The organism is Binatus soli (SeqCode), assembly GCF_050015535.1.
In the GTDB taxonomy this organism is placed as follows: Bacteria; Desulfobacterota; Binatia; order Binatales; family Binataceae; genus Binatus; species Binatus soli.
The window spans coordinates 171565-191468 of record NZ_JBEKBF010000001.1 but is presented as its reverse complement, the minus strand read 5'-3'; the positions used below and the strand labels follow the sequence as shown (position 1 = coordinate 191468).

Annotated in this window: 18 protein-coding genes; 13 read left to right on the top strand and 5 right to left on the bottom strand. The window is 62.0% G+C overall.

Annotated elements, in window-relative coordinates; translation table 11 throughout:
• Position 1: 1 nt before the first annotated feature.
• Genes ABR989_RS00875 through ABR989_RS00850 form a run of 6 tightly spaced genes read left to right on the top strand, consistent with a single transcriptional unit; the run spans position 2 to position 5913 of the window.
• Complete coding sequence (locus ABR989_RS00875; protein ID WP_428125123.1) at positions 2 to 418, top strand: GPW/gp25 family protein; 417 nt, start codon at positions 2 to 4, stop codon at positions 416 to 418.
• Positions 419 to 454: 36 nt separating this feature from the next.
• The gene (locus tag ABR989_RS00870) at positions 455 to 1624 is read left to right on the top strand and encodes a baseplate assembly protein (protein WP_428125122.1); all 1170 of its coding nucleotides are present in this window, start codon (positions 455 to 457) and stop codon (positions 1622 to 1624) included.
• Positions 1624 to 2487 carry a phage tail protein gene (locus tag ABR989_RS00865; RefSeq protein WP_428125121.1) on the top strand — a complete coding sequence of 288 codons (864 nt, stop codon included), beginning with the start codon at positions 1624 to 1626 and terminating at the stop codon, positions 2485 to 2487. Before ABR989_RS00870 ends, ABR989_RS00865 begins: the two co-directional genes overlap by 1 nt.
• Before the next feature lies 1 nt (position 2488).
• Entirely contained in the window at positions 2489 to 2953 is a 465-nt protein-coding gene (locus ABR989_RS00860) for a hypothetical protein (protein WP_428125120.1), read from the top strand.
• Between the two features lie 8 nt (positions 2954 to 2961).
• Positions 2962 to 3513 carry a gp53-like domain-containing protein gene (locus ABR989_RS00855; protein ID WP_428125119.1) on the top strand — a complete coding sequence of 184 codons (552 nt, stop codon included), beginning with the start codon at positions 2962 to 2964 and terminating at the stop codon, positions 3511 to 3513.
• A gap of 36 nt (positions 3514 to 3549) precedes the next feature.
• Positions 3550 to 5913, top strand: coding sequence for a hypothetical protein (locus ABR989_RS00850; protein WP_428125118.1), 2364 nt, complete (start codon positions 3550 to 3552; stop codon positions 5911 to 5913).
• Positions 5914 to 6116: 203 nt separating this feature from the next.
• On the opposite strand, the gene ABR989_RS00845 is transcribed toward ABR989_RS00850, so the two are convergent.
• Positions 6117 to 7565 (bottom strand): UDP-N-acetylmuramoyl-tripeptide--D-alanyl-D-alanine ligase, encoded by a 1449-nt coding sequence (locus tag ABR989_RS00845; RefSeq protein ID WP_428125117.1) that lies wholly within the window; start codon positions 7563 to 7565, stop codon positions 6117 to 6119.
• A 152-nt stretch (positions 7566 to 7717) separates the two neighbouring features.
• On the opposite strand from ABR989_RS00845, the gene purE reads away from it, so the two are divergent.
• Positions 7718 to 8212 carry a 5-(carboxyamino)imidazole ribonucleotide mutase gene (purE, locus tag ABR989_RS00840; RefSeq protein WP_428125116.1) on the top strand — a complete coding sequence of 165 codons (495 nt, stop codon included), beginning with the start codon at positions 7718 to 7720 and terminating at the stop codon, positions 8210 to 8212.
• Positions 8213 to 8881, top strand: coding sequence for a hypothetical protein (locus ABR989_RS00835; RefSeq protein ID WP_428125115.1), 669 nt, complete (start codon positions 8213 to 8215; stop codon positions 8879 to 8881). It abuts the gene before it with no gap.
• Positions 8882 to 8887: 6 nt separating this feature from the next.
• On the opposite strand, the gene ABR989_RS00830 is transcribed toward ABR989_RS00835, so the two are convergent.
• Together ABR989_RS00830 and ABR989_RS00825 are read right to left on the bottom strand one after the other, a co-directional pair.
• The gene (locus ABR989_RS00830) at positions 8888 to 9634 is read right to left on the bottom strand and encodes a helix-turn-helix domain-containing protein (RefSeq protein WP_428125114.1); all 747 of its coding nucleotides are present in this window, start codon (positions 9632 to 9634) and stop codon (positions 8888 to 8890) included.
• A gap of 136 nt (positions 9635 to 9770) precedes the next feature.
• Positions 9771 to 11504 carry a glycosyltransferase family 39 protein gene (locus ABR989_RS00825; RefSeq protein ID WP_428125113.1) on the bottom strand — a complete coding sequence of 578 codons (1734 nt, stop codon included), beginning with the start codon at positions 11502 to 11504 and terminating at the stop codon, positions 9771 to 9773.
• 215 nt (positions 11505 to 11719) lie between these two features.
• Between ABR989_RS00825 and ABR989_RS00820 the strand changes: the two genes are divergently transcribed.
• From ABR989_RS00820 to ABR989_RS00800, 5 genes are all read left to right on the top strand, one after another.
• On the top strand, positions 11720 to 12688 hold the full coding sequence (locus ABR989_RS00820) for a glycosyltransferase (protein WP_428125112.1): 969 nt from the start codon (positions 11720 to 11722) through the stop codon (positions 12686 to 12688).
• Positions 12630 to 13691, top strand: coding sequence for a formyltransferase (locus ABR989_RS00815; RefSeq protein ID WP_428125111.1), 1062 nt, complete (start codon positions 12630 to 12632; stop codon positions 13689 to 13691). The genes ABR989_RS00820 and ABR989_RS00815 overlap by 59 nt, the downstream gene beginning before the upstream one ends.
• A gap of 15 nt (positions 13692 to 13706) precedes the next feature.
• Positions 13707 to 14678, top strand: coding sequence for an NAD-dependent epimerase/dehydratase family protein (locus tag ABR989_RS00810; protein ID WP_428125109.1), 972 nt, complete (start codon positions 13707 to 13709; stop codon positions 14676 to 14678).
• Between the two features lie 28 nt (positions 14679 to 14706).
• The gene (locus tag ABR989_RS00805) at positions 14707 to 15621 is read left to right on the top strand and encodes a polysaccharide deacetylase family protein (protein WP_428125108.1); all 915 of its coding nucleotides are present in this window, start codon (positions 14707 to 14709) and stop codon (positions 15619 to 15621) included.
• A gap of 61 nt (positions 15622 to 15682) precedes the next feature.
• Positions 15683 to 16873 (top strand): serine hydrolase domain-containing protein, encoded by a 1191-nt coding sequence (locus tag ABR989_RS00800; protein WP_428125106.1) that lies wholly within the window; start codon positions 15683 to 15685, stop codon positions 16871 to 16873.
• A 59-nt stretch (positions 16874 to 16932) separates the two neighbouring features.
• On the opposite strand, the gene ABR989_RS00795 is transcribed toward ABR989_RS00800, so the two are convergent.
• Together ABR989_RS00795 and serA are read right to left on the bottom strand one after the other, a co-directional pair.
• On the bottom strand, positions 16933 to 18228 hold the full coding sequence (locus ABR989_RS00795; protein WP_428125105.1) for an adenylosuccinate synthase: 1296 nt from the start codon (positions 18226 to 18228) through the stop codon (positions 16933 to 16935).
• 80 nt (positions 18229 to 18308) lie between these two features.
• Positions 18309 to 19904, bottom strand: coding sequence for a phosphoglycerate dehydrogenase (serA, locus tag ABR989_RS00790; RefSeq protein WP_428125104.1), 1596 nt, complete (start codon positions 19902 to 19904; stop codon positions 18309 to 18311).

Genomic DNA, 19904 nt, shown 5'->3' with positions numbered 1-19904 from the left:
GATGCCGGCGGGCGCAATCACACTGGCGGATATCACGTCGGCCGACTGGTCTTTGGCTCTGGGAGCCATCGGCGAAGTGGTGCAGGGAATCGCCGACGTCGAGCAATGCCTGGGGATAATCGTAACGACGCCACAGGGAAGCGATCCGCTGCGGCCGACTTTTGGTGCGGATATCTGGCGGTACATCGATTTTCCGATCAACCTGGCATTGCCCGCAATTGTGAGCGAACTGACATCGGCGATCACGACGTGGGAGCCGCGGGTAAATCTTGTTTCCGTGACGGCGCAACCCGTCAATGACGGGAGCGCGCAGTCGGGCGCGCATCTCGGCGTGACGCTCAACTGGCAGCTCAGGCTGGGCGTCACTGCGGCGCCGGTTCAGACCACGACCGTGACAATCCCGGGAGCGACGGTCTAATCCGGGCCGCGCCGACGGCGATGAAAGGATGAGTTGATGAGTGCGGGAATTCCATCGCTTCCGCCGCCGGTGTTTGTCAACGATGCCGACGGGCTCGATCCAAACCTAATCCTTGCCGACATGATTGCCGAGTTCGAGGCAGCCGCAGGCCGAACGCTTTATCCGGCGCAGGTCGAGCGGCTGTTGATCAATCTGTATGCGTACCGCGAATCGCTGGTACGCAACGCGATCCAGTATGCGGCCCAGCAGAATCTGCTCGCCTTCGCGTCGTTCCCGATGCTCGATTATCTCGGTCAACTGCTAAGCGTCACGCGACTGGCATCGCAGCCCGCGGTGACGACGCTCCAATTCACGTTGGCCAACGCGCTGACGGTGCCGTTCACGATTGCCGCGGGAACGCTGGCCGGCACGAACGACGGGCAGTTTGCTTTCGCGACCAGCGCGACGATCACCATTGCGGCCAGCGCAACTACCGGTAGTGTCGCTGCCACGGCGACAACTCCAGGAGCGGCTGCGAATGGATACCTGGCGGGGCAGGTCAACGTCCAGCTCAATCCGAATGCCTTGATCGCGAGCGTGACCAATACGAGCACGACCACGGGTGGATCCGCCCCTGAAACGGACGATCATCTGCGCACGCGCATTCAGGCTGCGCCAAATCAGTTCAGCGTCGCGGGGCCGATCGGAGCGTACCGGTTTTTTGCGATCGGCGCCGATCCGTCGATCATCGACGCGCAAATTGTCAGTCCGGCGCCCGGATCGGTGAACGCGTACGTGCTGACCGGACCGATTACAGTACAGCCGGCGGCGGCGCCAAACAGTGCGGGAGTCGCGAACTCCGCGCTGCTTGCGAAAGTGGCCGCGGTGCTGAACGCCGACACTGTGCGTCCGCTGACCGACACCGTCAGCGTGCTCGCGGTGACTGAGGTGGACTATCAGATCAACGCGACCGTGACGCTGTACTCGGATGCGGATCCGACCGCGACGATCGCCGCGGCGACCGCCGCCGTGCAGGAGCTGGCGCTTGAGCTGGCAGCCAAGATTCAGCGCGACATCGTGCCGAGCCAGATAATTGCGGCGCTGTCTGTCGCGGGGGTCTATGGCGTGACGCTCACGACGCCGGTGCTGACCACGCTTACGGCCGGGCAGTGGGCGAACTGTACGATGATCTCGCTGACGACGGCCTTCAGCACGGAGCACAGCTGATGCCCGAGCTTTCGGCCGCGCCGTCGATCAACGATACGCGCACGCAGGCGTTGCTGGTGCTGATCGCGCGGCTCGCGGCGCTCGATCTCACGACGCTGCTGATCTACCGAATCGACTCGGTGGTGGAAAGCGCGTTGCCGTTTCTGGCGTGGCAATTCGACATCCTGTCGCCGCTGTGGCAATTAATCGCGCCGGTGTCGCTCGGGGTCGATGCGCTTACGAACATTGATTTGCTGATCGACGTGGACAATCTGATCGAATCCGGCGGCCTGGTTTCGGTGCAGATGCTGACGGAGGTGGCAGAACGCGAACTGCTCATGAGCGCTATCCCGTTGCATCGATTCTGCGGTACGCCGTGGGCGATCAAGCAGGCGCTGACGTCGTTGGGCTGGACGGAGGTCACTCTGCTCGAAGGACAGTCGAGCTGGGGCGGCGATGCGTATCCGTCGAGTCAGGGATGGGCGGTGTTCCGTGTCATGATCAACCTTGTGGCCGGGCAGGGCGTCTCAAGTGGCGCGGTATCCACGGCAGCAGCAGCGGTTAATTTCTTCAAACCGGCGCGCGCGTGGATGGACTCGATATGGTTTGTGGCGCCGGCGATTTCCGACGCGGGGCCGGCGCCGTCAGACAATTTGACGCTCGGCGGAATTGCCCAGTACCAGATCGACGCGGCGCCAGCGCCCAATGACGACGCGCTGAAGCTCGCGATCGGGACCGCGCCGCTGACTGATGCGTACGGTCCGATTGTCCCCGTTTACGACGCTCACTATCTGCACAGCGGGATTACTTACGACGTCAACGAACCTGCGGTTGCAGATTCGGCGCTGATCGTCGACGGCACAGCCGTTTTGTACGGAGGTTAAAATGAGAAGACCGATTGGAATCGTGCGAATCCGTCTTGTCCAGCAAGGGCGTATTGTGTGGAAATACGAGGGTCGCAATCTTTTCGTGAACGCCGGGCTACCTGCCCTTGCAGCGCTGCTCGGAGGCGATACAACCGGCGAATTCGCGGTGGCGGTGGGATTCGGCTCGGGATCGAACGCACCGACGGTGACCGACAGCGCGCTGACCGCCCCCGCATATTACAAAGCGCTCGACAGTCACAGCGAGGACGGCAACGGCAGCGTGACCTTCAACTGGTCGCTGACGACGGCGGACACCGGCGCGCAGGGGATAACCATTCAGGAGCTGGCGATATTCGCCAATCATGCCAGCGCGGGACTGCCCGGAACGACCGCGCCGACTCCGATGCTCGCGCGCAAGACGATAGCACCAATAGTCTTCGGCGCGGGAATGAGTATCAGCGGTACGTGGACGCTTACCTTCTGAGGTAGTCAATGGCTACACTAATCGACGCCCCCGAATTCACCTCCAATGAGGTGTATCAAATTCAAGCAACCGATCCGGTCGAAGGCGCTGCCAGCGGCGCGAGTTTCAGCGGGACAGGTATCTCCAATCAGCCACATCAGCAACTGGCTAATCGCACCGCGTTTCTGAAACAGCGCCAGGACGTAAATATCTCGAATATCGGCGTGTTGCAGGCCTTCCAGGTGCTGTTCACGGGCAAGATGGCGCCGAACGGCTACATCAAAATCCCCGTGAATGACATCAATAAGGGGCTGATTCAGTACATCATCCAGTGGGGATGGAACAGCGGCACCGGCAAGGATTCCGACTGGACAGTTACATGGCCGATCGCATTCCCGAATAAGTGCGTCTGGGCTTTGGCCTCACTCTCGAATGGAGCAGACGACAACGCTTGCGGGGTACTGGTGATGGAGACGGTGAGCTTTGCAAAAGCGAGCGGGATCTTCAAGTCCGATTACGACGGTGTCGACACGACATACGACCTCAACGATGGCTTCTACTGGATCGCGATCGGATTCTGAGGTTATCGAGGAAAGCCGCCGATTGGTGGAATGGTGATGGATTTGAAACGGAAGATTTCACGAACGCTTCGAGGTGTGACGTTCGCCGCGATGATCCTGCTCGTCGCGAGTGTGGAGGCGCTGGCGCAGAATCTGCCACCGCCCGGAGCTTATCAGCCGATCCCTAACTTCACCGGCGTGGGAGCGGGATTGCAGTTCCGCGAAGCGATCAATGATCGATTTTCGGGTGCCCAGCCGATCGCGCCGACGCTTGTTCCGGTCAACGCGGCACAACTTGCAGCGACGCCAGCGATCAATGGAGGCTTGCTCTATTGCACCAACTGTCAAGGGAATGCGAGCTGCTCATCGGGCGGGAGCGGCGCCGTCGCATTAGGAATGGGCGGCGACTGGAACTGCAATGTCGCAAATAGCGGCGGCCTGTCCTCGGTCACTAATGATTCTAACGTGACCGGCACTCTGAGCAGCGGCGGCACGCATCTGACCATCGGATGGACCGGGAATCTCCCTGTGTCGCGTGGCGGCAGCGGCTGCCCCGGGGGGCCAATCGTGTTCTCAGCATTGCCCGGGTCGCCAGCAACGGGAACGACCTGCACGATTACGGACGCGCAGTCATGCGTAGTTGGAACCGCTATCACCGGCGGCGGATACACAACGAAATGCCAGATCACCTGGAACGGAGCAAACTGGATGCCGGCCGGCGGCGCTACCGGCGTGGCCAGCGGCGTCAGCAACGCCGTTCTTTACGCGGCGAACTATTCAGGTGCGACCTGGGCTGAGCAGGTAATGGCAGCAATCGCGGCCCTTCCTGCGTACGGTGGCACGGTTGACGCGCAAGGGCTATGCACCGGCAGCACGCTCACGACCGCCGATGAAAACGTCGCGCTCGGCAGCGCCAGCAAGACGGTCAAGTTGCTGCTCGGTCCCTGCACCTATTCGCTTGGCACGAATCAGATTCAGGCCTATCAGGGCGCAACGCTTTCAGGCGTGAGCTGGGTTGCCACGAATATCACTTGCACGGGATCGGGAACGTGCATCGCCGCGGGCAACCCGGCCGGCAATTACGACCTCACCTTTGAAAATTTCTCGATTAACGGGAGCAACACTTCCGGCAGCGTCGGGATCGACTGGAGTCAGATGTACCAGTCGCAGGCGTACAACATTCTGGTCGCGGGATTCGACACCGGATGCATCTTTGGCAACGGCGACGTGGACGTGAAGGCGGCTTACTACGACCACATCTTCAGCAGCCAGCTCAAAGGAATCACCTACGCGGTCAACTTCACGGCCAGCGCCAACCAGGACAGTATCGTCGGCGGCACGGTGTTCTCCGACGGGACTGGAGTGCTGATGGCAGGGCAGGTCGATGAACTCGACGACGTGGATATCGAAGGCACTCCGAATCCCATCTCGATTTCAGGCAGTTACAACGTGGTCTATCCGGGCTACGGCAGCAACGTGATCGCGCTTCAATCGGGCGCGTACTTCAACCAGATCATCGGCACGCAAGGCGACATTTCCGACAGCTCCGGGAACGTGACCAATTGGTATCAGACGCTCGGAAGTGGTTACTGGCCGCTGGAATTGGCCGCGGCCAACATCATCGGCTTCTCCGGGGCGCAGGGCGAGCCGGACATCGCGCTTTTCAATAACAGCGGTCAGAGCGGGGAGTGGAAATACGGACCGGGCGGTGGGCAGGAGGCTCAGGGCCGGCACGGGCACGCGCGTATCGGCCTCGGCGGCATTCTCAACAAGGGCGGAATCAACGCGACGGGCGCGGTCAACGTGGGGCCGCTCGCCAATCCGTATCCGCCGACCTGCACGGTTGTCGGAACGCCCGGCACGGCGACGATCAAATACGCCGTTCAGGCGGTGGATGCCAGCGGCCCGGTTTTCGGGATTGTGACCGGCGACGGAAATACCCTCGTCAGCAGCGACACGACCGTCTCGAATGCGCCGAACACGCTGAATGGCACCAACTATGTCCAGTGCACGTGGGGCAGCGGCTATGACGGCGTGCAGTTCTGGTACCTGGTCAAGAACGATACGACTGCGGACCTCGGTTTTTTCAGTTACGCCGGCGGCGTCTGGACCGCCAACGACGATGGCAGCCTGACCTTTGCGAGCTACGGCCCACCGGCGCGCAACTCGACCGGCGACGTGACCGTGGCAAGCGGCAACGTGACTATCGCGGCTCAATCGCCGGGGAATGGATGCTTCGGCGCGGGCGGCGCGCTGTTCTCATGGCCGAGCTATCCATGCCCGACGCCGACCGCGTCCGCCAGCCCGACGCCGACCATAACTGCGACGCCGACTGCCAGCGCCAGCCCTACCGCGACAGCCACTGCGACGGGCACGGCAACCGCGACGCATACCGCGACGCCCACGGCCACGCCGACGTAGCAAGCGGTTATCCATTAGGTAGCCTCATACGTTGAGGCTTCTGGGAGCTGACACGGCGCCCCGCTCGGATCAGATCACTCGCCGTATTCGGATCAAACCATCCGCCGCGCTACACTCCCGGCAAACGCCTCGATGACAGCAAAAACTTGCGACATCACGGCAATAGGGCAATAACCAGGCTCCCGCCCACGCACTGTTTAGCGTCAACCGAGCCTCTCGAGAACACGTTCCATTGCGATCCCGCGCGAACCCTTGACCAGCAACACGTCGCCGGGCCGGATCAATCCGGCAATTATTCCTGCCGCGGCGATACTGTCGGGCGCGGCGAGTACTTTGGTGGAATCCGCATCGCGGGATACGACTGCGCAGGCGGAGTTCATCTCAGGGCCGACGGCGACGAATGCGGCTGGATGCGAGAGCATCACGTCGCGAATCGCCTCCTGATGCGCGGCGGCCGACATCTCGCCCAGCTCAAGCATATCGCCCAGCGCGATCACGAGACGGGCGCCGAGACCATCGGCTACCTCGCGCGCGGCCGCGAGCGCGGCCCGAATCGAGCGAGGGTTCGAGTTGTAAGTGTCGTCGATCACAAAGATGCCGTGAATCGAGGTGTTGGCGAGCCGACCGGCGACCGGCTTGACGAGCGCGAGCGCATCGGCGAGCGCGGCAAGCTCGCGCGATTCAAGCGGCCGCGGGCGCATCGCGGCGACACCGGCGATCGCGGCGGTGCAGTTGAGAGCAGCGGCTTCGCCCAGGAGCGCGATTTCGGTTTCGACGAAAGGTTCGACTCCCGCCGCGAGCATGACGCGAGCGATTTCGACGCGGATGCGCGAGCGGACGCCCGCGCTTCGACTGACGAGCCGCACGTGGGCGTCGCGCGACTTGCCAAACGTGATTCGCCTCAGATGTTTCGGAATCCGCGCCAGGACCATCGGTTCGTCGGCAGATGCGACCGCATAGCGCTTGGCAGTCGAGAACAGCGCGGCTTCCTCGTTGGCGATATCGTCGAGCGTGCCGAGACCCTCGCTGTGCTCGAGATCGACGTTGAGTACCATTGCGACGTCTGGCTCGACGATTTGCGCCAGTTTTGGAATCTCGCCGCGTGTGTTGGTGCCGCATTCGAGGACGACCGCTCGATGCTCGCCGGTGAGCGTGAAAATCGTCATAGGCACGCCGATCAGATTGTTCAGATTACCAGGGGTTGAAAGCGTGGATCCGAACAGCGCGCGAACGACGGCGGCGGTGAGTTCTTTGGTGGTGGTCTTACCGACTGCTCCGCCGATTGCGATCAGGGGAAGCGGGCGGGCCGTGCGCGTGCGCACAAGATGGCGGCGCGCGAGCCGGCCCAGCGCCGCGAGGGTATCGGCGACCTCGATGCAATCGAGAGCAGGATAACCGCGGCCGGTCGCGACGATCGCGGCTACAGCGCCCCGCGCGGCGGCTTGTGGCAGGTAGTCATGGCCGTCGGACGCCGCGCCACGCAGTGCGACGAATATCGCTCCCGCCCCGATCGAGCGTGTATCTATGCTGACGCCGCGAACGCCGTCGCCGACCGGGACGGTCGAAGTGGCGCGGACGAGAGTACCACCGGTAGCCTCGACAACTTCGGCGAGCGTGAACGCGCACTGATTGCTGGGAATCGGCGTCGCCATCGCGAATATATTGTGCCGAATTATCCAGGGCGCTCATACCGGCTGCGACTTGACATGCCGGCGGGCTGGAATCAGCCTCAGATTCGAATAATGCTGCGTCCCTCACCCCAGCATGAGATAATCACAATTAAAGGAACGCACGAGGAGCTACGATGGCGGATAGCAAGGCACCGATGGTCGGCGTGATCATGGGCAGCAAGAGCGACTGGGAATATATGTCGGCAGCGGCCGAGGTTATGGAAGAACTTAAAGTGGCGCATGAAGTTCGGATTATGTCGGCGCATCGGACGCCCGACATTACTTTGGAATATGCCGCCAATGCTGCCGGCCGCGGACTGCGCGCGATAATCGCCGGCGCCGGCGGCGCGGCGCATCTTGCCGGAATGGTCGCATCGAAGACGATATTGCCGGTCATTGGTGTGCCAATGCCGACGACGCCGCTCAATGGAATCGATTCGCTGCTGTCGATCGTGCAAATGCCCAAGGGGGTGCCGGTGGCGACGATGGCGATTGGCAAAGCTGGTGCGGCGAATGCGGGTCTGCTTGCGGCGCAGATAATCGCGCTGGGCGACGCGAAGCTCGGCGAACGGCTGGTAAAATGGCGGGCTGCGCGGGCGCAGGAATTGTTGCAGCAGAAGATTCCCTAGGTGAGTAATCCAGTGCGTGAGGCAGGGCAACGCGCGATCGCCACGATAGCCATTGTAGTAGCTATTTGCGGATTTGCGCAGGCAGCCGACATCAAGATGGCGGGCAAGCTGGTGGCGCCCCCAAACGCCGGCGTGGTTGCGGTTTGCACCGATCCCGTTGTGCAGAACGTGCTGAACGAAGATCTGAGAGCGGCGCGCCATGGTCTTGCGTCCAATCCGGAAAATTCGGTGACGCTCACCGTGACGGTGAATCAGCAACTGCTTGCACCGGGAGTGTCATTGAATCAGATGTTCCCGGGGGATCCCTCGATGGTTGAATTGCTGAAGGCGGCCGGCGCGAATCCGCCGCCGCTGGGCGACAGCGGCGATCAACCGATCGATCCGTTCGCACAGGAGGCTCGCCGCCGGTCGTTGTATCCCGACGATACGGCTACCGAACAGTTCAAAGCCTACCAGGCGAGTCAGCAGGCGTTGCACGGCGTCAACGCGCCGACGCCATATGACCGTATCCCGAAGAATCAGATTTACGACACGGTGATCGTCGCACGCGCGTCGCTGGAGGGCGCAGCCGATGAGCTGAAGGTGGTCGCGGTCGTGCACTCGGGCGACGACGCGCGACGCGCCAAGGAGCTTGTCGCGGAAGAGATCGCCAACGCCGTGCTGCACTAGCGGCCGTTACTCATCGGTCGCCGCAGGCGGGAGCGGCCGCGACGGGGCAGGACGGTGAGCTGGAGGCGGCAGACTCGCAGGGCGCGGAAGATTCGAGATGCCGGTACGAATCGGTGGCGCCGCGGGCGCGGCGATAGAGGAGGCGGCGGCCGCTGAAGAAGGTGGCGCGGCGCCTTCGGGATTCTTCACGATTGTCGCGGGCGGCGGAGTTTCGTTCGGCGCTTCGGCATTGGGCTCCGCCGCTGTCGTCACCGGCGCGGGCGCCATCGCAGCCGGCGAGGCGACTGGAGCCGGAGTGGGAACTTCATGCTCCACAAACCGGCGCCACGCGAAGTCTGCCACCAAGACGAGCACCGCGGCGATCAGCACGACGAAGGCGATTCGGCTGGCGGCGGCCGGCCGCTTCGCAACCATCGTGATCTCTTGCGAGATTCGCACCACGTTAGCCTCGGTATGCTGAACGTCGGTGACGAAACGCGAGGCAATTTCCTCGGCGTCGAGACCCAGGAACGTTGCGTATCGGCGAAGAAATGGCACGAGGTAGAGCCGATCCGAAATCAGATCGTAGCTGTCGGTCTCGATCATTTTGATGTAATGCGCCGGCAAATGAGTCTCGCCGGCGACTTGCTCGCGAGTCATGCCTTTGCGTTCGCGGGTTTCCGTGATCAAGTGGCCGAGCGAAGGTTCCGGCTCGCCGCCGTCGGCTCCGAAATCCGCAGCCTGAAGTTTGGATTTGGATTTTTTGTCAGCCACCTGCGATCAGTCTCTCCCGGGCAAATCGTTTACGGCTAAAATTGTGACCCTTCACTGGAAACGGTCGCAAGAAAGCTACAGCGAGAAAGCTACAGTCGAATGAGTCCGAATCCAAGTACCTCGATCCTGGCATTTACTAATTTTTCGTTTCGGATTTGAGACAATTGGCTGCGCCCGGCGGCGGTGCGACGGCGCCGTTGTAGAGCGCTAGCTTTTTTCCCTCGCATCCGATGACGACCGGCGCGGGCTTCAGCGAGTCTGCAAGCGCATTGCGGTCGCGATCGTTCACGATCAGAATCATGCACGCGCCCGACGACCAGACCTGGCGCAGGCGCGCGTCGGAGCCGATAAGAAACGGCGACCCGCCGGGCGATGGGGGAGAAACTTCCGAAAGCTCACCCCGGTACTCGACCCGGGCCTCGCGCCGGCGCGTGTAGAACGGGAGCGATTGGACGTAATGGCGGTATGAGGCAAGCGTACAGTCTCCCGAAAGGTAGGGCTGGACAGTTTTTGCCAAATCGCGATAGGTGGAAATCGACGACGCGTCTTCGCGCACGCGTGCGGCAAGCGGCACCGCCGCGAGCATCGCCAGCGCGATCGCACCGATCGCGTACGGAACGCGCGACGCTGCGCGCCCGAGCGAGTACATCGCAATCGCGCCGGCGGCCAGAACGGCGCCAATCAGCAATCCGTCGACGCCAAGCTCGGGATTTATCGGCGCCAGTACGAGTTCGAAAAATACGAAAAGAACCGCCGCGATCGCCAGGTTCGCGATCGCAATGACGGCGAGAAGACGGCGGCGACTCACGGCGTTGAGAGCGGGCATGCGCGCGAGGCCGTATCCCGCAACGATCGCCAGCGGCGCAAGCGCGGGCAGGATATAGCTGCCGAGCTTGGAGCGGGGGATCGAGAAAAACACGAAGATCACGACGAACCAGACGGCCAGGAAGCGCGCGGCCGCACGTCGGCCGGATGTCTCCTTGGCGCTCTCGGGCAAGCCGTCGTCGGCGCGCATTTCGGACCATCCAAGCGGGACGAAGAAAATCCAGGGCCACGTTCCTCCTATAACGATCGGAATGAAAAACCACGGACCCCATCCGTGTTCGCTCGACGCGACGTAGCGCTCGAGATGCTCGTGGATGAAGAAGAAACGCAGGAACCCGGGATTTCGCACCTCCATCAAGATGAACCACGGCAGGACGATCGCCGCGTAGATGACGATGCACCAGACGAGCGGCATCTGCGCGACCTGGCGCAGCCGCCGCTCAATTGCCATCCATGCCAGAGTGATCGCGCCGCCCAGCAGCAATGCGATCGGGCCTTTGGCCAGGGTGCCCAACGCGAGCATCGCGGCGGAAATCAATAGCCACCTGCGAGCCGACGGCCGCGAGAACGAATCGTCACGCGACGCGGCGTAAAAGGCGCCCAGCGCCGCGGCAAGAAAAAACGCCAGCGCGGGATCGAGCGTCGCGAATCGCGCAAAGCCGAAAAATAGCGGACTCAGCGCGAGCACGAGTGCGGCGAAGAGTCCCGCCGGAGCACCGAGCATCACCTCGGCCAATGCGGCTGTGACAACGACCTGGCCGATACTGAAGATGGCAGCGGGCAATCGCACCGCGAATTCATTGACCCCGAAGATTTGAATTGCGGCCGCCTCGGCCCAATAGACCAGTGGAGGTTTTTCGAAATACAGCTCGAAGTCGTCACGCGGCGTGACGTAGTCGCCCGAGATAACCATCTCGCGCGCGATTTCGGCGTAGCGGCCCTCGTCGGGCTCCCAAAGCGCAGGCCTGCCGAGACCGGGAAGATAGAGAATCGCCGCGAGCAGGGCGTAGATGGCGAGACGGAGAGATCGGTGAGCGGCGAGCATCGTCGATGCAGTTTCGCGAGGCGATCGCGCGCGGTCAACCGGGCCGGGCCGGCGCTATCTTTAATTCCCCGAGGCTGTCTGCAACAATCACTTTACGCGACGGTGGTTTCGCATGGATTGATCGGCGGTCAGGTCGCGCACGTTCCTTGAGCTCCCCGGGCAAAATATCACCGATTCGAGGCACTTCGGCCGTATCGCGAGCACCGAGCGGATTGGTGTCGGTCGTTGTGCCGGTGTTCAACGAATCCGCGAACCTGGAGTCGCTTTGGTCGCGCCTCAAACCGGTTCTCGAGGGTCTGGGCCGTCCATGGGAGACGGTTTTTATCGATGACGGATCGCGCGACGATTCTCTCGGCATCCTTCGCGAAATTGCGGCGGCCGAAGAGGGCCGCGTACGGGTCGTGGAGTTGGCGCGCAATTTCGGACAGCATTCGGCGATCCTCGCGGGCTTCAGGCAATCGCGCGGCGAGATAGTCGTCACGCTCGACGCGGACCTGCAAAATCCGCCGGAGGAAATTCCGCGCTTGATCGCGGCGATCGATGAAGGCAACGACGTGGTGGGCGGATGGCGCGAGGAACGTCACGATCGGGCGTATCGGCGGTACGCGTCACGTCTGCACAACCGGTTGACGTCGATGATTGTCGGCGTACCGATGCATGATTACGGATGTATGTTGCGTGCGTACCGGCGGCACATCGTCGATACCGTGGTCGATTGCGACGAGAAGGCAGCGTTCGTTCCCGCCCTCGCCAACACGTTCGCCAAGCGAGTCGCGGAGATCCCGGTCGGCCACGACGATCGCGCCGGTGGCAAGTCGAAGTACAATCTCTTTGGACTGGCGAAACTCAGTCTCAACCTGATCACCGGATTTTCTCTGGTTCCGATCCAGATGCTGAGCATGACCGGGATAGGAATTTCGGTGCTGGCCGTAATGATGGCGATGGTGCTTGTTGCGCATCGGCTGATCTACGGCCCGCAAGAAGAGGGCGCGCTGTGGACGCTGTTCGCGATCCTGTTCTTCTTCGTCGGCATGATGTTCCTGGCGCTCGGACTTATCGGCGAATACGCCGGGCGTATCTATATAGAAGTGCGCCACCGCCCCACTTACATTGTGCAAGCGGTGCATGGAGGGGAAGGCAAGCCGGTCGATTCCCAAGTCGGGCCGGGGCCGGACCGCAACTAACGGCGAAGCCGACCAGCGATCAACCGTGGAGTCCAACGTCTCGAGCGTCGCATCTGGCGCGACTGTGAAATCCGCCGTCTGCGTGCTGTTCGCGTACCATGAGATGGGTTACGCGTGCATGGAGGCGTTGCTGAAAATGGGCGCGCCGATTGCCGCACTGTTCACTCATCGCGACGATTCGCATGAAGAGATTTGGTGGCGATCGTGTGCGGAACTGGCCGCACAGCACGGCGTCCCGGTGCACACTGATGACGGCGTCGAGGCAGGGTCGGCCATGAAGATCGGCGCATTGAAGCCGGCGGTAATTTATTCTTTCTTCTACCGCCATCTGATTCCCATGAGCGTGCTCAGGGTTGCGCCGCTGGGCGCCTTCAATCTGCATGGGTCGTTGCTGCCGGCATATCGGGGTCGTGCGCCGGTGAACTGGGTGCTGGTGAACGGAGAACGCGAGGCGGGCGTCACGTTACATCAAATGGTTGCGCGGGCAGACGCCGGAGATATCGTCGGGCAGCGTGCGGTTGCGATCGACGACAGCGACACCGCGCTGACGTTATACCGCAAGCTGGTGCCGCTGGGCGTCGAGCTGATAACCGAGATGCACCCAAAGATCGTCGCGGGCGCCGCGCCGCGGCGAAAAATGGAGATCTCGAAGGGAAGTTACTTCGGGCGCAGAAAGCCGGAGGACGGACGGATAGACTGGCGATGGCCGGCGCGAAGGATCTTCAATCTCGTGCGGGCCGTGACGCATCCGTACCCCGGCGCGTTCTGTTTCGCCGGCGGGCGAAAGCTGCTGGTATGGGAAGCGAAAATTGGCGCAGAAAACGGATCCCTCGGGGAGCCGGGGCGGGTCGTGCGCGAAACCGCGGACGGCGCTCTTGAAATTGCGGCCGGCGAGGGCAGCGTAATCCTGAAAATTGCGCAGTTCGAGGGTGGCGACGAAGGCATTGCCCGCGAGGCTCTTTCCGAGGCCGGGCACGTCAAAGATACTATTCTATTCGATTAGTTTCGCGGAGGTCACATGCGGGTTCTGATCACCGGCGGCGCCGGATTTCTCGGATCGCATCTTTCGGATGCGTTCATTGCGCGAGGCGACGAGGTCTTTGTGCTCGACACCGGCTCGATCGCCAAGGTACGTCACCTACTGGACAATCCGAGCTTTCATTACGTGCACGATTCAGTCTTCAACCTCGAGTTGATCGACAGCCTGGTCTCGAAGGTCGATCTTATTTACCATCTCGCGGCCGTCGTCGGCGTCGAACACTACGTCGCCGATCCCTACGAAACGCTCAACGTAAACGTAAACGGCACGCAGAACGTGCTGAAGGCCGCCTACAAGCATAACAAACGGCTCGTATTCAGCTCGACCTCCGAGGTGTATGGCCGCAACCCCAAGGTGCCGTGGCGCGAGGACGACGATCGCGTGCTCGGGGCGACCAGTATCGATCGCTGGTGCTACTCGACGTCGAAGGCCGTCGGCGAGCATTTCTGTTTTGCGTATCACAAGCTCGGCCTGCCGGTTACGATAGTGCGCTATTTCAACGTATACGGTCCGCGGCTGGACAAGCTTGACGTGGGCCGGCTGTTTACGATCTTCATGGGCCAACTGCTGCGCGGCGCGGACTTGACTGTGGTTGGCGACGGCTTGCAGACGCGATGCTTCACGTACGTAACTGATGCGATCGAGGCAACCGTGCAGGCGGGGGTGAATCCCGCCGCGAATGGACAGGCGATTAACATCGGCGTCGATGTCGAGACGACTGTGCTCGAGTTCGCCAGGTTGATGCTCGAGTTGTTTGGGCCAACGAAAACGAAATCGAAGATCAAGTTCGTGACGCAGGAGCAAGTGTACGGCAGCAGCTACGAGGACATCCCTCGCCGCGTGCCGGACAATACGAAAATGCGCACGTTGCTGCGGGTCACTCCGAAAGTGAACCTGCGCGATGGCGTGAAAATCTCGATGGACTGGTTCCGCAAAGAGATGACTTCTTAGGCGCGCCGCGTCCACGCAGTCACCACACTTGGAAGTCGCACTAAAGATCGACGTCGATACCCATCAGGGCCTCGAACTGGGAGTACCGCGACTGGCCTCGATGCTCGAGAGCGAGGGCGTCGCCGCGACCTTTTATATCGCGATGGGCCCGGACAATTCGGGGCGCGCAATCCTGCGGGTGTTTCGAAATCGCGGGTTTCTGTCGAAGATGTTCCGCACCAAAGCCGTCTCTATGTACGGCGCGCGTACGATTCTCTCGGGGACGCTGCTGCCGTCGCGGCCGATCGCGCTGTCGTTCCCTGGAATTATCCGCGACCTGAAGGCGCATGGCTTCGAGGTCGGCGTGCATGGCTACGATCACGTGCGATGGCAGGATCACCTCGATGAAATCGGCGAGCCCGGAGTACGCAACGAACTCGGCGACGCGTTTGAGGCATACCGCGCGATTCTTGGTGAAGCGCCGCGGAGTTTCGCCGCGCCCGGATGGCGCACTAATGATGCGGCGCTAGTCGCGCTGGACGCGATGGCGCTCGACTATCGCAGCGACACGCGAGGCAGCGCGCCGTACCGTTGCATCGTCGAGGCGCGAGTTCTCGCGACACCGGAGATCCCGACCACCTTGCCGACCCTCGACGAGGTAATGGGACGGCGAGAACTGCCCGATGACGGCGCGGTGCGCGATTTCTATCTCAGCTTGTGCAAGCCCGATGCGCTCAACGTGCACACGATTCACGCCGAGACCGAGGGGATGGGACAGCTTGAGGGCTTCACGGCCCTGGTCCGCGCGCTGAAGGAGCGGGGCGCGGAGTTCGTGCAACTGCGCGAGGTCGCGGCGCGGCTGGATCGGAAGAATTTGCCGGTATGCGAAGTCATTCGGACGACGCTGCCCGGCAGGGCGGGGTGGATATCGTCGCAAGGTCCGGCGCGGATCGCTTCCGAATGACGAATCGGCGCTGGCGTGTTATATCCCGAAGACTGGAATTCAAACGGAAGGGGTGCCCGCAATGCCGGCGCAAAGTCATTTTGCTGACAGTCCACGCGAAGTCGGCCTCGATCCTGAAAAAGTCGAAGTCCTTTTCAATCGTGCCGAACGCGAAGTCAAGGATGGGTTACTGCCATCGACTCAAATCGCGATCGCCCGCAATGGGAAAATCGGCGCGATGCGCACGGTCGGACGCGCAGTCCAGGGTGGAAGTGAAAAGCCGGCCACCAACGACACGCTCTACACGATCTTCTCGTGCACCAAGGCGATCATGTCGGCGGCGTCGTGGATTCTGATCGGCGAAGGCAAACTGAATCCGGGCGAGCGCGTGGCGGAGATCATCCCCGAGTTTGGCGCCAAGGGTAAGGACACGATGACCGTCGAGCAGGTTCTGCTCCACGTGGGAGGATTTCCCAACGCGCCGTATCCGCAGAACGAGTGGCTGGACAAGAGCAAGCGGCTCGAGCGATTCGCGAAGTGGCGGCTGGAATGGCCGGTGGGCAGCAAATTCGAATACCATCCGACCTCGGGCTTCTGGGTAATTGCGGAGATAATCGAGCGCCGCACGGGCAAGGACTTCCGTCAGTTCGTGCATGAGCGGATTGCAACGCCGCTCGGACTGCCGGAACTGCGGGTTGGATTGCCGCGCGAGTATCATCAGCGGGTTACGCAGCTTTGCTACGTCGGAGAGGCGCTATCCGACGAGGAGCGAAAGAAGCTCGGCCTGCCCGCGATGCCGGAAACCGAAGTTACCGAAGACGCGATCCTCGGCTTCAACCGGCCCAATGTGATGGAGGCTGGCACGCCGGGCGGTGGGGGAATTATGACGGCGGGCGACCTGGCGCTGTTCTACCAGGGCTTGCTGCATAATCGCGGCGTCAACGGTGCGCCGATCATCAAGCCTGAAGCGCTCAAGGACGCGTTGCGCGTGCGCTCGGGCGATTACAAGGATCCGATTTTCGGCGTCAAGTGCAACCGCGCGCTGGGAGTTGTCGTAGCCGGAGGCGACGGGCTCGCGAACTATCGCGGCTTCGGCAAGACCAACTCGGCGCTGGCATTCGGACACGGAGGCGCGGGCGGGCAGATCGGATGGGCCGATCCGGCGACGGGGATTTCGATCGGGTACACAACCAACGGGTTCGATCGCAATGATCTGCGGCTGGCACGCCGCGGCGTCGCGATCTCGAGCCTCGCGGCGGTTTGCGCAAGGTAGGGGGCACGCAGACAGCTTCGATACGCGCGCCCTTGTCTGACGCGAATGAATAAGGCGAGCTAGTCGGCGAAGGGGTTGCGGACCACGATAGTCGCTTCGCGCTCCTTGCCGACGCCGATCATCGCAATTGGCACACCAACCAGCGCGCTGATTCGTTCGACGTAGCGGCGCACGCTCGAGGGCAATTCGGCCAGCGTGCGCGTGCCCGCCGGGCTTTCGCTCCATCCCGGCATCTCTTCGAAGATCGGCTTGGCGTCGATGAGCATCCGATGCGACGGCGGCATGTCGTCGTATCGTTTCCCCTTGACGATGTAGCCGACGCAGATTTTGACTGGATCGATCCCGGTCAAAACGTCGAGCTTGGTAAGCGCGAGCGCCCATAGCCCGTTGACGCGAGCGGTGTAACGGGCCAGCACTGCGTCGAACCACCCGATCCGCCTGGGACGCCCGGTGGCGCTGCCGAACTCGTCGCCTTCTTCGCGCAGCGAATCCGCGAGATAGCCGGTGAACTCGCTCGGAAAGGGTCCCGCCCCGACTCGTGTCGTATATCCCTTGCTGATGCCGAGCACTGCTTCGAGATTGCCCGGCCCGATGCCGGTGCCGCTGAAGACTGCGCTCGCGACGCAATTCGACGAGCTCACGTACGGATAGGTGCCATGATCGATGTCGAGCATCGTGCCGTGGGCGCCCTCGAACAGGACGCGCTTGCCGGAAGCGATCGCCTCGCTCACGAACGCGCCGGTGTCGCACAGATATGGAAGCAGCCGGCGGCGCGCCTTTTTCATCGCGTCGATGGTTTCGTCGGTCTTGATCGGGGCGGTCTTGAGCAATGCTTTCAGGTAGGCGTTTTTCTCGATGATGTTGCGGCGGAGTTTCTCCGTGAAAAATTTGAGATCGAGCAGATCTTCGAAGCGCAATCCCACCCGAGCCATCTTGTCTTCGTAGGCCGGGCCGATTCCGAATCCGGTCGTACCGATCGCGCGCTGGCCCAGGCGCGCCTCGCGAGCGCGATCGATCGCGAGATGATACGGCATCACCATGTGTGCTTCGTAACTGAGCTTGAGCAGACTATCGTCGGCGAGATGGCCGCTGCGCTTGAGGTTTGCGATTTCGCCGAGCAATGCCAGCGGATTGACGACCAGGCCGTTGCCGATTACGCAAGCCTTGCCGGGATGGAGCGCGCCGGCGGGCACCAGCCGCAGCACAAATTTCTTCCCGCCGACCACCAGCGTGTGAGCTGCGTTATTTCCGCCCTGGAAGCGGACGACCACATCGGCGTCCGCCGCGAGCATGTCGACGATTTTGCCCTTGCCCTCGTCCCCCCACTGCGTGCCGACCACGGCAACTGTCTTCATGTCTTTTCCCCGACCGGCGTCAACTTCGCCGGCCTGCGCGCGCACCTGTCGGGTTGAAATGTCCCGCGCGCAAAATAAATTCAGAGCTTGAGCAGCGACGCCGCTGTAATTGCAGGCAGGGTCTTGAGCCTGTCGAGGACGGCGCCCGGCACGGGTTCATCCACCTCGAAAATGCTGAGCGCGGTTCCTCCCACGCGATCGCGGCCGAGTTCCAGTCCGCCGATATTTATTCCGGCCTGCCCGAGCATCGTGCCCACCGCGCCGACCACTCCGGGAACGTCCCGATTATGCAGCATGAGGAAGTAACCCTCGGGCACCGCCTCGACGCGGTAGCCGTCGATCCGGGTCAGGCGCAGCACGCGATTTCCGAGCACGGCGCCAGAGACTTCGTGCTCGCCGGCGCCGGTACGAACCGTGAGCGTCAAGGTGTTGATGTAGTCAGTGACTTCGCGGGAGCGCGTTTCGATAATGCTGATTCCCCGTTCGCGAGCGATAAATGGCGCGTTGACGTAATTCAGATCCTCGTCGAGGAAGCCGCTCATCAATCCCTTTAAAACAGCGGCGGTGATCGCGTCGGGCTTGAGATTCGCGGCTTCACCGCCAAACGCAAGCGTCAGCTCCGTGGGCGCGTCGGTGATCAATTGCGCGGCGAGTCTGCCCAGCTTTTCGCCAAGCGTTAGATGCGGCCCGAGTATTTCGAGTTCCTTGGTGGATAGCGCCGGGATGTTAACTGCCTGCCGAATGGTGCCTTCGATCAGGAAGTCGGCCACCTGATGCGCGATATCGACCGAGACCTGGACCTGCGCCTCGTCGGTGGCAGCGCCGAGGTGCGGCGTTACGATCACGTTGTCGAACTGGAGCAGCGGATGGTTGGCGGGAGGTGGTTCCTCGACGAACACGTCCAGAGCCGCGCCCGCGACCTTGCCGGATTTCAGCGCCTCGACAAGCGCGGCTTCATCGACGATACCGCCGCGGGCGCAATTGATGATTCGCACACCCTTCTTCATCTTCGCGAATGCCGCTGCGTTTACGAGGCCCCTGGTCTCGTCGGTCAGGGGGGTGTGGACGGTGATGAAGTCGGCGCTCGCAAAAAGCTCATCGAGGCTGACCAATTGAACGCCGATCCGCCCGGCAGCCTCGGCCGTCAGGATCGGATCATAGCCGATCACTTTCATCTTGAGCCCAAGAGCGCGGTCGGCGACGATCCGGCCGATGTTACCGAGGCCGACTACGCCGAGCGTTTTGTTGCATATCTCGGCGCCGGTGAATTTGCTGCGCTCCCATTTGCCGGCTCGCAGCGCGGCGTTGGCGGCTGGAATATGCCGAGCCAGCGCCATCATCATGGTGATCGCGTGCTCCGCGGTCGTGACGCTGTTGCCGGTCGGGCTGTTCATCACGACGATTCCGCGGCGCGTTGCCGCTTCGATATCGACGTTGTCGACCCCAACGCCCGCGCGCCCGATCACTTTGAGCGACGTGGCGGCATCGATTACTTCGCGGGTGACGCGCGTGCCGCTGCGAATCAGCAGCGCGTCGTAGGGCGCGATTATTTTCGCCAACTCCGCGGGCTTGAGGCCGGTCTTGACGTCGAACTGCAGCTGCGGGAAGCGCTTGAGGACTTCAATCCCCTGCGCCGCAAGTGAGTCGCTTATAAGGACGCGGAAAGTTTCCGCCAT